The sequence below is a fragment of the Limosilactobacillus sp. genome, from assembly GCF_022651205.1.
Lineage (GTDB): Bacteria > Bacillota > Bacilli > Lactobacillales > Lactobacillaceae > Limosilactobacillus.
Genome location: NZ_JALCQI010000004.1, coordinates 1 through 14,363 on the forward strand (window position 1 = coordinate 1; position 14,363 = coordinate 14,363).

The 14,363-nt window shown below is 41.6% G+C and carries 12 protein-coding genes; all 12 read right to left on the reverse strand.

Going from position 1 to position 14,363, the window contains the following annotated elements:
* Positions 1 to 728: 728 nt before the first annotated feature.
* A complete protein-coding gene (locus LKJ51_RS01880) occupies positions 729 to 1,049 on the reverse strand; it encodes a hypothetical protein (protein ID WP_291979351.1) in 321 nt (106 codons plus the stop codon).
* 1 nt (position 1,050) lies between these two features.
* Positions 1,051 to 1,329, reverse strand: a complete 279-nt coding sequence (locus LKJ51_RS01885; RefSeq protein WP_291979350.1) for a hypothetical protein — start codon at positions 1,327 to 1,329, stop codon at positions 1,051 to 1,053.
* An 80-nt stretch (positions 1,330 to 1,409) separates the two neighbouring features.
* Complete coding sequence (gene lysS, locus LKJ51_RS01890) at positions 1,410 to 2,933, reverse strand: lysine--tRNA ligase (RefSeq protein ID WP_291979349.1); 1,524 nt, start codon at positions 2,931 to 2,933, stop codon at positions 1,410 to 1,412.
* 20 nt (positions 2,934 to 2,953) lie between these two features.
* Positions 2,954 to 3,964 (reverse strand): tRNA dihydrouridine synthase DusB, encoded by a 1,011-nt coding sequence (gene dusB, locus LKJ51_RS01895; RefSeq protein ID WP_291979347.1) that lies wholly within the window; start codon positions 3,962 to 3,964, stop codon positions 2,954 to 2,956.
* Positions 3,965 to 4,069: 105 nt separating this feature from the next.
* Positions 4,070 to 4,972 carry an Hsp33 family molecular chaperone HslO gene (hslO, locus tag LKJ51_RS01900; RefSeq protein ID WP_291979345.1) on the reverse strand — a complete coding sequence of 301 codons (903 nt, stop codon included), beginning with the start codon at positions 4,970 to 4,972 and terminating at the stop codon, positions 4,070 to 4,072.
* A 75-nt stretch (positions 4,973 to 5,047) separates the two neighbouring features.
* Complete coding sequence (gene ftsH, locus LKJ51_RS01905; RefSeq protein ID WP_291979343.1) at positions 5,048 to 7,207, reverse strand: ATP-dependent zinc metalloprotease FtsH; 2,160 nt, start codon at positions 7,205 to 7,207, stop codon at positions 5,048 to 5,050.
* A gap of 216 nt (positions 7,208 to 7,423) precedes the next feature.
* Positions 7,424 to 7,960 (reverse strand): hypoxanthine phosphoribosyltransferase, encoded by a 537-nt coding sequence (gene hpt / locus LKJ51_RS01910; RefSeq protein ID WP_291979354.1) that lies wholly within the window; start codon positions 7,958 to 7,960, stop codon positions 7,424 to 7,426.
* Positions 7,960 to 9,345 (reverse strand): tRNA lysidine(34) synthetase TilS, encoded by a 1,386-nt coding sequence (tilS, locus tag LKJ51_RS01915; protein ID WP_291979342.1) that lies wholly within the window; start codon positions 9,343 to 9,345, stop codon positions 7,960 to 7,962. The genes hpt and tilS overlap by 1 nt, the downstream gene beginning before the upstream one ends.
* A 1-nt stretch (position 9,346) precedes the next feature.
* Positions 9,347 to 9,847, reverse strand: a complete 501-nt coding sequence (locus tag LKJ51_RS01920) for a S1 domain-containing RNA-binding protein (RefSeq protein ID WP_291979341.1) — start codon at positions 9,845 to 9,847, stop codon at positions 9,347 to 9,349.
* Positions 9,848 to 9,996: 149 nt separating this feature from the next.
* Complete coding sequence (locus LKJ51_RS01925) at positions 9,997 to 10,353, reverse strand: FtsB family cell division protein (RefSeq protein WP_291979340.1); 357 nt, start codon at positions 10,351 to 10,353, stop codon at positions 9,997 to 9,999.
* 114 nt (positions 10,354 to 10,467) lie between these two features.
* A complete protein-coding gene (locus tag LKJ51_RS01930; protein ID WP_291979338.1) occupies positions 10,468 to 10,737 on the reverse strand; it encodes an RNA-binding S4 domain-containing protein in 270 nt (89 codons plus the stop codon).
* 15 nt (positions 10,738 to 10,752) lie between these two features.
* A complete protein-coding gene (gene mfd / locus LKJ51_RS01935; RefSeq protein ID WP_291979337.1) occupies positions 10,753 to 14,271 on the reverse strand; it encodes a transcription-repair coupling factor in 3,519 nt (1,172 codons plus the stop codon).
* Positions 14,272 to 14,363: the final 92 nt, after the last annotated feature.

Sequence of the window (14,363 nt, forward strand, 5' to 3'; positions counted from 1 at the left end):
AGCTCTAATTCAAATTAATTAAGCGAATTGACTTCGCAAATGTTTTGCTTCAAATCGTAATGATTGAAGACCCTACACATTTGATTCGTCGAAACTTTGTTCAGTTTTCAAAGGTCTACCTTAACTGCCATTTAAGCGACAGTTAACATTCATAATTATATCAGATGCTCATCATCAATGTCAACAACTAATTTGAAGAAGTTATCAAATTAAGTTATTAACCATTGCTTATAAGCAACTTTTATAAGATACCATGTCATCAAGTGGATGTCAACGAATAAATTGAAATAAACAAACAATCTGTTACTTTCAATAAAATTCTAACCGCTTGACAACGTTGACTACTATACATTGCTTTCATTCTTCCGTCAACACCTTTTTTGTCCGCGTTTTAATACACCTTCTTTGATTTACGAACTTTATTTAATGTTAAAGTTCCAAGCATTTGTATTCTCCGAATGTTCATTGAATTTAAACCGTTAACACTCTTCTTCATCGGCCAATTTCAAAACAATGATAATTTAAAAAATAGCCAACACAATTTTTCCACCGTATTTAGATTAACGATTTTTCTTGCCAAGTAAAGATCAAATTAAGTGCAACAATAGTGTCGTTAATGCGATCATAACTTCAGATTGGTTTTCCTTTAATTACTTTTCTTTACTCAATTAGTTTCTCTTCCACGATCCATTCCATACTACTATCATCACAGCAGCTTACTTAGATCCCTAATCGGTTTTATCAATCACTCGGTCAAGTTCGTGAGTAAAAGTCGCTTTCTGTAGGTGACTGCTAATAAAGTAAATAATCACTTTGTCCTGATCTTTCGTAAATGCTATCCTAACAGAACCAGTCTTTCCGATATTCAACCGAAATTCATAAAGACTCTTCCCGGCGATTTTCTTTCTGGTTGCCAACTTAACCTTAGTCATCCCCGTCGCCATTTCTTTATTAACTGCTGTGCTAATCATTGTCGTAATCTCGTTATGCTGCTTCCGATATTTCTTAAAAAATGACTTACAGCCATGTTCGTAAAATTCAACTTTCATCTCAATCCTCCACTTTCTGAACCAAGTAAAGCTGGTGGCTTCGTGGGAACTCACGCTTAAACGCTATTGCTATCTTATGTTTAGCGTCACTACTTCCTCGTTGATACGTCACACTGCTATTAACATACCCCTGTTCGATTAGAGTCAGTTCATCATTCCGCATTACTAGTGTTAGGGAACGATCCTTCTTCTTTGTCAGTAGCTTGACTTGCTGATCTAGTTTGCCCTTTAGGCTTCGTTTAAGAAATGCTTTTGCCTGCTTAATCGGTATTTCTCTCATGACATCCTTCCTTTCTTGTAATTTTTACCAAAAAAGACCTGTACCCACACTAAGACAGGTACAAGTCTTTCTCATTAGTTTTACTTCTTCTTGTTCTTTTTCTTCTTACCGTTCGTTTCTTCCTTTTCGGGGCGCATGGTTGGGAAGAGGATAACATCACGAATAGACTTGGCATCGGTCAATAGCATTACTAACCGGTCAATTCCAATTCCAAGACCACCTGTAGGCGGCATCCCGTATTCAAGGGCCTCAACGTAGTCTAAGTCTACTGGTTCTGCTTCATCATTACCATTAGCCTTTTCCTTAGCTTGCATTTCAAAACGTTCCTTTTGGTCAATTGGATCGTTTAATTCACTGAAGGCGTTAGCTAATTCACTACCGTCGACATACAACTCGAACCGGTCAGTCATTGCAGGATTTTCTTTATTCCGCTTTGCCAATGGTGAAACTTCAACCGGATATTCATAAACGAACGTTGGTTGAATCAAAGTGTCTTCAACGAATTCTTCAAAGAAGGCATTGAGAATATGACCCTTTGTCCAGTAAGGCTTGTACTCAACCTTATGTTCATCCGCAAGCTTCTTTGCATCATCATCAGTCATTGATTGATCACTGAAATCAATTCCGGTCTTTTCCTTAACAGCGTCAACCATGGTAATCCGCTTAAAGTCATCGCTCAAGTTAATTTCATGACCCTGGTAAGTTATCTTACCGTCATCAGAAACAACCTTTGCAGCTGCTTTAACAATTCCTTCGGTTTCATCCATAACATCACGGAAGTCGAAGTAAGCAGCATAAGTTTCCATAGTTGTAAATTCTGGGTTATGGTGTGGATCCATCCCTTCATTCCGGAAAATCCGTCCAAGTTCATAAACCCGCTCAAATCCACCAACAATCAATCGCTTCAGGTACAGTTCAGTTGCGATCCGCAAGTACATATCAATATCCAATGCATTGTGGTGAGTAATAAATGGCCGAGCATTGGCACCACCAGCTTGGGTGTTCAGAATTGGGGTTTCAACTTCAGTAAAGCCATGTTCATCCATGTAACGACGAACAGCCTTAATAATTGCAGTCCGTTGGTGGAATCGCTTAAAACTCTCTGGATTCGAAATCAGATCAAGATAACGTTGACGATAGATCGTCTCTGGATCCGTAACCCCTTCCCACTTGTTTGGAAGTGGCCGCAGAGCCTTAGATAGGAATGTAATTTTGTGGGCACGAACGGTTAATTCACCAGTATTAGTCTTGATGACATCCCCTTCAATACCAAGAAAGTCACCAATATCAGCACGCTTAAAAATGTGGTAAGGTTCATCACCAACCATGTCCTTCCGTGCGTATACCTGAATTTTCCCTGTCCGATCAACAAAGTCAGCAAAACCGGCCTTACCGCTGCTCCGCTTTCTTGTCATTCGTCCGGCGATGATTACCATTTCGCCCTTTTCGTTTAATTCTTCTTTATCGTAGCGATCGTACTCGTCATGTAAATCTTGTGCAAGATGATCACGTTTAAACCGCCGACCAAATGGTTCAATTCCGGCTTCTTTAAGTTCATTCATCTTTTCGCGACGAACGCGCATTTGATCTAATTCTTGTGACACTTACTTTCTCCTCCTCTTGATTAAGCGTGCTTTCTCTGGGCCTTTTTCATTTCACGCTCAGCTGTTTGTTCAGCAAACCGATCAAAAATATCATTCATTTCTTGGCGGGTTTCGGCTTCAACCAATGCTGCCTTGGTACGTGCGGAACGGGGAATCCCTTTAAGGTAGTATGTTGAAAGACCACGAAATTCACGAACACCAACGTATTCACCCTTCAAATCAATCAAACGGTTAAGGTGTTCCTTAGCCATCTTGATCTTTTGTTCGGGAGTTGCTTCAGGAAGTAGTTCTCCTGTTTCTAAATAGTGTTCCGTCCGCTTAAGCATCCACGGGTTTCCCAAAGCTGCACGACCAATCATTGCAGCCGTTGCACCTGTTTCATCCAGAATTCGCTTAGCATCTTCCGGTGTCCGGACATCTCCATTTGCCATAAATGGAATTGATAAATGATCCGCTACTTCCTTTAGTATATTCCAATCAGCGTGTCCCGTATACATTTGTTTTCGAGTTCGACCATGCATTGCTAATGCTGCAGCACCAGCCCGTTCAGCAGCCATGGCATTTTCAACGGCATAGATGTGCTTATCATCCCAGCCTGTCCGCATTTTTACCGTAACTGGCTTTTTTACAGCATCGGTAACGTAAGAGACCATTTCATAAACCTTGTTTGGATCAAGAAGCCACCGTGCACCAGCATCAGTTTTAACAACCTTATTAACTGGGCATCCCATATTAATATCAATCACATCAGCTGCTGTGTGTTCATCAACATACTTGGCCGCCTGAACCAGGGTCTCCTTTGTTCCACCAAAAATTTGAATTCCCATTGGGTGTTCACTCGGATCGACGTCCATCATGTTTAATGTCTTCTTGTTATGGTACATGATTCCCCGGTCAGAGATCATTTCACAAACCACGTAACCCGCACCAAATTCCTTACAAATCACCCGAAAGGCGGAGTTAGTAACCCCTGCCATCGGAGCAACTACGACCTGGTTAGGAATTTCGACATTTCCGATTTGCCACTTCATCTTTTCACCTCATTATAAAAATTAATGTGAACTGCACTGGCTAATTCTTCGTTCAATAACCAAATCATGATAGCACATCATTGATTTTTCACCAAATAAATTGTGTTATTCAGAATCTTTTTGATCCATCTTAGCATAAATATCTTTTAATTCTTGTTCACTAAACTCATACTTCTTACCACAGAATTGGCAAACCGCCTCGGCATGGTGATCTTCATTAATCATCTTTTCCATATCCTTCTTTGAGATACTTGCCAATGCGTGAGCAAAACGTTCCTTGCTGCAATCACAACGATACGAGACAGGCATTTGATCGAGGATCTTTAATTGATCACCAAAGATCCGTTTCAAAATATCTTCAGGAGTATCACCATCACGAAGCATTTCTGATACTAATGGCAAATCCTTCAACTTCTTTTCAAGCTTACTGATTTCCTCATCGCTTGCACCAGGAAGGACTTGAATCATAAATCCACCAGCAACCTCAATTGATTCATCCGGGTTCACAAATACGGAAAGACCGACAGCTGAAGGAATCTGTTCTGATTGAGCGAGGTAGTAAGTAAAGTCATCGCCGAGTTCTCCCGAAACAAGATTAACTTGGCCAGTATATGGTGCCTTATCTCCAGGGGCCATCTTGGTAACCGATAAAGTTCCATGTTTACCAACCGCACCAGAAACGTCGATTTTTCCTTTGGCATTTGCTGGCAAACTAACATGGTTGTTCCCCATGTAGCCCTTAACGGTTCCTTGAGCCGTCCCGTCCGCGACAATAAAACCTACTGGTCCATCTCCTTGGATCTTAACGGTCATTCCCTCCTCACCCTGAAGACCAGAAGTAGCCAATAGTAATGTTCCGATTAATGTCCGCCCAAGGGCTGCCGAAGATGCACTCCAGGTATCATGAATTTCATGGGCCTTTTCTACTAACTGACTTGCGTTAACCGCGTAAGCACGGAACTTACCGTTTTTACTAATACTCTTTACTAAGTAATCTGTTGATTTCATTTTTTATCTTCTCCTTCATAATAAAAAACAGGTGGAACACGGCCGTATCACGGTTGATTCCCCCTGCTTTATTAATTATTTATCTTGATCATCTGAAGTGTCAGAGTGATCAGAATCTTCAGCACTAGCGGATGTTGGTGCATCAGCAGCTTCACTGTTTGGAGTATCTGCTGCCGATTCGGCATTTTCATCGTCAGCTGAACTACTTGCTTTAAGTTGTTCAGTAACGTTACTGTGCTTTTCATCTTCTAATCGCTCTAAGGCACGCTTAGATTCTTCAAAGGTTTGGGCGCGAGCTTCTTCATCAGCCGCTGCGATATCCTTCTCTGGCAACTTTCCGGTCTTGTACAGACTAAGAATTTGCTTTTCATCAAGCGTTTCGTACTTCAGCAAGGCTTCGGCGATCAGCTTATGTTGTTCACGGTGAGTCTCAATAATATGAAGAGCCTGCTCATGACCTTCACGGAGGATCCGGCGAACTTCTTCATCGACCAACGCAGCGGTCTTTTCGGAGTATGGTGATTGATCGTAGCCCTGTCCAGTAAAGACTTGACCAGAACTTTGTAATTCAACAGGACCAATCTTGTCGCTCATCCCGTATTGAGTAACCATTGCACGAGCAATTTGAGTTGCTTGTTCAAAGTCATTGGAAGCACCTGAAGATTGAGACTTGAAGATTAATTCTTCGGCGGCACGACCACCCATTAATCCTGCAATCTGCTCTTCAGCATTCTTCTTAGACATTAGCATTTGATCTTCCCGTGGAAGCATAATTGCATAACCACCGGCACGACCACGAGGGACAATCGTAACCTTGTGAACAACTCGAGCATCGTTTAGAACAAGGCCAACAATCGTGTGTCCAGCTTCGTGGTAGGCAACTGTCCGTCGTTCTTGCTTTGATTCAACCCGATCATGCTTAGCTGGACCAGCAATAACACGATCTTCAGCTTCATCAAGGTCAGCAGCATCAATCTTCGTCTTGTTCCGTCGTGCAGCTAACAATGCAGCTTCGTTTAATAGGTTAGCTAAATCCGCACCAACAAATCCTGGTGTTTGCTTAGCAATTTCCTTCAAGTCAACATCATCGGCTAATGGCTTATTTTTGGCGTGAACACGAAGGATTGCTTCACGACCCTTAACGTCTGGACGACCAACCAAAATCTTCCGGTCAAACCGACCAGGACGAAGGAGGGCTGGATCCAGAACATCAGAACGGTTAGTAGCGGCCATTACAATGACCCCTTCATCGCCTTGGAACCCATCCATTTCAACCAGTAATTGGTTCAATGTCTGTTCACGTTCATCATGGCCACCGCCCATTCCGGCACCACGACGCCGACCAACGGCATCAATTTCATCAATGAAGATAATTGCAGGTGCTGCTTTCTTGGCCTGTTCGAATAAATCACGAACACGACTAGCACCAACACCGACAAACATTTCAACGAAATCAGAACCAGAAATCGAGAAGAATGGCACACCTGATTCACCAGCAACGGCCTTCGCTAACAAGGTCTTACCAGTACCTGGAGGCCCCTCCAAGAGGACACCAGATGGAATCTTGGCACCAAGTCGAGTGAATTTCTTTGGATTCTTTAAGAATTCAACAACTTCAACCAATTCCTGCTTTTCTTCCTCTTCACCAGCAACGTCAGAGAAACGAACCTTGTTCTTCTTGGCATCGGCAGGTTTTGCCTTTGTCTTTCCAAAGCTCATTACTCCTCGACCACCGCCACCTTGACCAGCTTGGCCCATCATCATGTAGAAGAAGAATATCATGATAACTAGTGGTAAGACGGTTAACAGCAAGTTCATCCAAACACTGTTGGATTCCTCTGCTCGTGTACTGATCTTAACATTGTCCCGGTTAGCATACTTTTGAAGTTGACTAACGGTGACATCACTTTGCAATACAGAACTTTGGAAGTGGTTAACTTTGCTGTTACGTTGCGTGGCAAAGCCAAAACTATTAGCGGAGTTATTATTAGCAGATTGAGGTTTACGATAAGTACCTGTAATCTTGTAAACTCCACCATTTGGCTGTAGTTGGAAACTCTTAACCTTGTTACTCTTCAATTCAGAGATAAACTCTGTTTGTGAGACGTTCTTACTTTGACCATTACTCTGGTTACCACCAAAGAAGAAGTAAGCAATCCCCATAATACATAAGAAAATCACTGCGTAGAAGAGAACGTTATGAGTAAAATTATTGTTTCTCCGATTGTTATTCATAACAACCTCCTATCTACCAGCAACAATAGTGTGGTTACAATTGTAGTGACTATCATAGCATAATTGACAAATATTGACCAGTCAATTATCGCGCTGATAATCACCCACCAACACTGCACAATTTTACATTTTTTAAGCTTATTTTTCCACTGATTTGATGATAATTGCAAAAAGGCGGTAAGAAAATCCTGCTTTCTCACCGCCTACTTATTAAGTTTATTCATAAATTGCTGGTTTTAAGATGCCAACATAGGGAAGGTTCCGGTAGTAGCCTTTATAGTCTAGGCCATAACCGACCAAGAACTCATTAGGAACATTGAATCCAACATAATCGGCCTTAACTTCAACTTGACGACCTTCAGGCTTATCTAATAGCGTACAAACCTTAACACTCTTGGCACCACGCTCATTTAAGAGATCAATTAAATACTTCAGTGTATGACCAGTATCAACAATATCTTCCATGATAATAATTGACCGGCCCTTAACATCCGATTTTAAATCTTGAACTAATTTTACTTTACCGGTAGAAGAAGTCCCCCCAAAGTAACTGGAAACATCAATAAAATCAAGCTTGGCCATTATATCCATCCGCTTAATCATATCAACGGTAAACAAAACTGCCCCAGTCATAACGGAGATAATTAACGGCCGCTGATCCTTGTACTCTGCTGTTAATTGTTCAGCAAGTTCATCCATTCGCCGGTCAATCTCTTCTTTACTGTATAAAACACGTTCAATATCGTTATTCATCATTGTCTCCTCTTTAAATTACGTATGCCGATAAATAGCCGCTGCCACTTAGTAAGATAATCACTTGGCCGGGTAAACCAACCCCATTTTCGACCAACCACCCAAACAACGGCATCTTTAGCATCAACAAGTACAAGTTGCTGATTGCGTTCTAATAACGGTACTTTTTGATCAATGAGAACCCGATTAACCTTCTGGTGGCCACCATTCTTTAACGGTAAGCAATCTTGTTCATGCCATTTACGAAGGGTTAACGGTAACTGCTGAGGTGATAACCACATTTCTTGGTAGTCTGATCCCTGCTCAAAGAAGTCTTTATCTTCTGCCACAGCGATTTGATAATCGTTTCCCATTGAATACCAACGGCCCAATTTTACCACACAATTTACCGAAATTTGAGATTTTTGTGGCGATTGGTTAACGCTTTTCAAAAATAGTTCGGAATAGTTCTTAAATAGAGTCAAGTCTGCTGTGACTTGGCGGCTAAACTGCGGTAATTTCCGATTATTAATGTCAGATAGCAACTGGTCAATAAATCCTTGTCCCAAGTTCAAAACGTTCTTTGACTCTAACCACTTCACTAAAATTAGCCGTTCCTTTGCTAAAGAGAATTCCTGAAAGCGAAGCAAATTTAAGTGACCACGCTCATCAAGAAGTTCCCTTAGCTTTTGCTGGGCAAATTGTTCTTCGAGTTCAACCGCTAACTCTAACTGCTGGTGGTAATTGCTCAAAGAGTGTAGCAAATTAGGGTTCTCCTTCTCCAACAACGGGATTACCTGGTGACGAAATCTATTTCGGCTAACATTTAGTTCCCGATTAGTTGCATCTTCATACCAAGTCAAGTGATTATCAACGGCATACTGACGTAATTGTTGCTTAGGAAAGTCCAATAGTGGTCGCTCAAGCATCCCCGTTGCAAAGGGCCGCTTTTCTTCAATACCAATTAGTTGGTGTAGTTGTCCACCACGAGTTAGTTTCATTAGCATTGTCTCTGCTAAGTCATTTTGATGATGTGCAGTCAGTAAAATTGCCGCCTGCTTTTCCTTCATTACTCTGGCAAAAAAATCATAACGCATCTGGCGAGCTGCTTCTTCGATCCCGGTCTGCGGATGCATTGACTGCGACCATTGGTGAACAACCAATTGAAGGTCATGGCTAGTACAGTATTGACGAATAAATCGTTCTTCCTCACTGCTTTGCTTCCGTAATTGATGGTTAACGTGGGCAACGATTATTTGCGGCTGGTACTTTTCAGGAAGACGTTGCAATAAATCAAGAAGAACCATCGAATCGACACCAGTTGAAACAGCAACAACTACTTTGTCTTGTTTATTAAAAAAGCGACCCCGTACCAGGTGCCGCTCAAATTCTTTATTTAAATCCATCTTAGCTCCGACGACCACCACGGCCGCCACGCTTACCATCTGTTTGCCGTTTTAATGTTGAAAGACGAGATTCGCTTTCCTTTAAGTAACCGGCTAACATTTCATTAAAGTCTTCATGGTGCCGCGATTGGTGGTGACCTGAATTGAATCCGCCATGATAACCGTGCTGACTTTGGTGAGCAAAGTGATTATTGTTCCGCCGTTCATGATGTTCACGGTGGAAATTGTTATGACGGTGTTCATCCCGTCCTTCATTATTATGATGGTGTTCCTCTGCATCCTTCATTGATAATGCAATCTTACCATCATCGCCAACTTTAGTAACCTTAACCGTTACTGTGTCACCAACAGCTAGTACATCATGAATATCCTTCACATAGTTGTTTGAAATCTGACTAATGTGTACTAAACCAGTTTGGTTATCATCCAAATCAACAAAAGCCCCAAAATTAGTGATTCCTGAAACCTTACCTGAAACTTTTGCTCCAACTTCAATTGACATGAAATTAATTGATCCTCCTCAAGCCACAATACTTATAATAAATGTACGTTGAGTATAACATACTTCAAACCAGAAAAGGGCGTTAAACCATCAATATTAGAAAAAACAGGAACAAGTTATTTTCCTACCCAGTTCCTGTTTTCTTGTTACTAATTATCTAAATTATAAACTGTCTCGCCCTTCTTGGTATAGTTATACTTTGAGCGAATTATTTGTTGCAGGTAATCAGGATTATGTAACTGCTTTTTCTCTTGTTTAAGGTCCTTACCAATTTCTTTTTGCCGGGCCAACTGGGTCTTTGAAGTATGAATACTTGCATCAATCTTCGATAAAGATCGCTTGCTTTGAATAATTTGAAAGCCAAGAATGAGGAAGACGATCGAGAAAAATAAGAGGATCCGCTTACACCGCTTAACGTGTGCCCGATGAATAACATGTTGGTTAGCATCCATCTGACGTGCGTAAGGCGTATTAATCCGTGAAATTTTTGCAGACTGCTTTCGCATATCGTCACTCCCCCTAAACTGACTTATCACGGGTTAAGTATAACAGTATTTATGGGTAGATGTCTATAAAGATTTAAAATTATTAAATATTTTATTAAAAATTGTACATTATCTTTATTCGCTAAAATTTTCAGCGTAGGTTTCATCAATAATTTTATACATATTCTCCGCTTCACTCTTCTTAGTTGTTTCGACAATTTGGTTAATCTTTACCGTTTCGGTCTTATTGCCAAACTTAATAATTAACGTATCACCGGCAACTACCTGGCTAGAAGACTTTGCTGGACGATCATTAATTAAAATTCGCCCTTGATCAGCAATTTCCTTAGCGACTGACCGGCGTTTAATGATTCGTGATACTTTCAGAAATTTATCTAAGCGCATTTTGTTCTCCTCTTTCTATTTATTGTTTGTTTGCTTTAGGTTACTCAATGCAGTAACAAATTTAAGGAGTTGGTGGAGCCAATCGTCAACGGTCATCTTCGGTTGAATTACTAACCGAACATTTAATTGCCGATTATTCTCCCCAATTGTTGCCTTAAATTTTGTTTGAGCTAATTCTTTGATAATCTGCGGTGCAGCAATGTTTCGACTGCCTTTTTCCGTAAAGGTAATCATAATTTGGTCACGCTGCCGCTTGATGCTGGATACCATTGCCAAATCCGCATGAAGCTTCAATTGGCTGATTAGCAGAAGGTTTCCAACGGCTTTCGGGTAATCACCAAAACGATCAATCAGGTCACCCTGGATATCCAGGAGCTCATCGTCACTGGCTGCCGTCCGGATCGTCTTATATAATTCGATCTTTTGCTGTTGATCGTTAATATAATCATCAGGCAAGTAGGCTTCCACACCAAGTTCGACTTCCGCATCTGACTTGGCAACTTGCTTTTTCCCCTGCTTCTTTGCAACAGCATCACTAAGCATTGAGGAATAGAGATCATAACCAACCGAATCGATAAAGCCGTGCTGCTGCTTTCCAAGAAGATTGCCGGCACCACGAATTGAGAGATCCCGCATCGCAATCTTAAAGCCGGAACCTAATTCGGTAAAGTCTCGGATCGCCGCCAACCGTTTCTCCCCTAATTCCGTGAGAACCTTATTTGGCTGATACATAAAGTAGGCATAGGCAACCCGATTACTTCGACCAATCCGTCCACGAATTTGGTACAACTGTGCAAGCCCCATCCGGTCTGCATTCTCGACAAACAAGGTATTAACATTTGGAATATCAACCCCGGTTTCAATGATCGAAGTCGTTACTAACACATCGTAACTTCCCTGAATAAACTCATACAGGACCGATTCCAATTGATTTTCACTCATTTGTCCATCGATATAACCAATCCGTGCTTCTGGAACTAATTGTTCAAGGTGAGCCACCGTCTCTTCAATATCCATTACTCGGTTATGAAGGTAGTAAACCTGTCCACCCCGCTGCATTTCACGGAGAATGCCATCACGGATTGCTCCAGAATTTTGTTCCATTACGTAGGTTTGGATCGGGTAACGACCAGCAGGCGGGGTTTCCAGAACGGATAAATCACGAACCCCAAGCATTGACATATGGAGCGTTCGTGGGATTGGGGTCGCTGTTAACGTTAATACGTCAACATTATTCTTCATCTGCTTTAGTTTTTCCTTGTGTTTAACCCCAAACCGCTGCTCTTCATCCACAATTAATAGACCTAAGTCCTTGAAATGAACATCCTTAGAGAGAATCCGGTGGGTCCCAACTACAACATCAACCGAACCATCCGCAAGGCCCTTTTCGGTCTCAGTTAGTTCCTTTTTGGTTTTGAACCGGGACATTAAAGCGATTTCGATTGGAAATCCTTCAAACCGTTTTTGCATCGTATCATAGTGTTGCTGGGCTAAAACGGTTGTTGGAACAAGGAAGGCTACCTGCTTACCGCCAGTGACGGCCTTAAAGATTGCCCGCAACGCAACCTCCGTTTTTCCATAACCAACATCCCCCACTAATAGACGATCCATCGGTTTAGGCTTTTCCATATCTTCCTTAATTTCTTTGATGCTCCGTAACTGATCACGGGTTTCGGAATACGGGAAGTTAGCATCAAATTGTTTTTGAAGATAATCATCCTTTGGAAATGCGTGTCCCTTTTCGGTTTCCCGTTTTGCGTAAAGGTCAACCAATTCATCAGCGATATCTTCAACCTTAGAGGCAACGCGCCGTTTCGTTTTTGCCCACTCATTGCCTCCCAACTTATTAATGTGTGGAGTCTTTGATTCGGCAGACACATACTTTTGTACCAAATTTAATTGAGTAACCGGAACAAAAATTTGGGCATTATTCCGATAATTGATCACCATATAATCTTGGTGAACACCATCGACTTCCATGGTCCGAATCCCGCTAAAAATCCCGATCCCATGGTTAACGTGAACAACGTAATCTCCGGGCTTCAGGTCTAGATAATTTTTGATCCGTTCAGCGTTAGCCAACTTTTGCGGCCTGATCCGTCGCTTTTTGACCTGCTTGAACATCTCTCCTTCAGTAATGACCACTAATCCCATTGGGGGAATTTCAAAACCATTTGCAAGATTCGTCGGTACTAATTGAACAACATTCTGTTCAATTTGATCTAATTCAGTCGAAGTTACCTTAATTCCAAAATCATCCATTGTTTGAGCAATCTGGTTTCGCCGTTCATTGCTAGTTGCCATTAGGATGACGGTTTGTCCCTGATCAATCCACCGCTGCATCTCTGTTTTGAGTAATGGTAACTGACCAAAGAACCGCTGCATTGTTCGACTGCCAAGTTCCGTTAAGGCTTGGAAACGCAACCGTCCCATTCCCTTACGAAAGAGTGCCCAAAAGTCTTGAGCATGGTGATCCTTACCCATTAACTGACTAATATCGTGACCGAGTGGTGTGGCTTGAAGAATTTGCCGATGTTTAGCCTTATCTTCCAACCACCCAAGTTCTTCTTCGTTAATCTCCTTAGCGGTCTGCTTAATTCGACTCCAATCATCAAAGTGAACAACACCATCAGCAGAAAGATAATCTAACAATGAATGCTTTTTGGGATAAATCAAATCACTAAAAACAAGTAGTTCATTAGTCAACTGGTGCTGGTCCAGAGCAGTTAGTAACGGTTCAAACCGGTTAGCAAGCTGTTCTTTTTCGTCTTCACCATCAACCTGCTTATCTAATTGCTGATATTCAGCCGCTAATTCTTTTTTAACTCGTTCAAACTCGCTAACTGGCAAAATAAAGTCAGTTGCCGGTAAAATTTCAACATCTTCAACATTTTTAATACTTCGTTGAGTACTAGCATCGAAGTACCGTAAAGAATCAATTTCGGTATCGAAAAGATCAACCCGAACTGGATCATCGGTATTTAGAGCATAAATATCAACAATCGAACCACGAACAGCAAAGTCTCCTGGCCGTAATACCATTTTCTGTCGTTGGTAGCCCATTGAACTCAATTGGTCAATTACCTTTTCAGGATCAAGTTCACTACCAACTTGAAGAACCATCTTGGCACGCTTAAATAATTCCGGGCTAACAACATTCCGCCGTAATCCTGCTGTTGAAGCAACAATAATCGCTGGTCGGTCATTAATCAAAGCATCAAGTGCTTGGACTCGTTGAAGACGGTAATTTGGTGAACTCGTGGCTACTTCAGCAGCAAGGACTTCTTCTACCGGAAACTGGTACACGGCTTCTTCTGGTAACAGGCTTTCTAAGTCAGCTGCCAGCTCTTGCATGTGAAAAAGACTATCAGTAATGACTAGTTGTGGTTGTTGAAGCTTTTTGTGTAATGCTGCCAGAAGTAAGGTTCGTGCTGAACCTGAAATTCCGGTAATCAATTGCCGCTGGTGTTCTTGAATTGCGGCGAGGATTTGCTTAAACTCTTTTGTTCGTGTACAGAAATCTGTTAATTCCACTTGTATTCCTCCCTTCTTTATGGTTTTGGGTGTGGTGGGGTTGAGAGCTACTCGCCTTAACCTTCCTCGAGCTAACGTTTTACTGCAACATG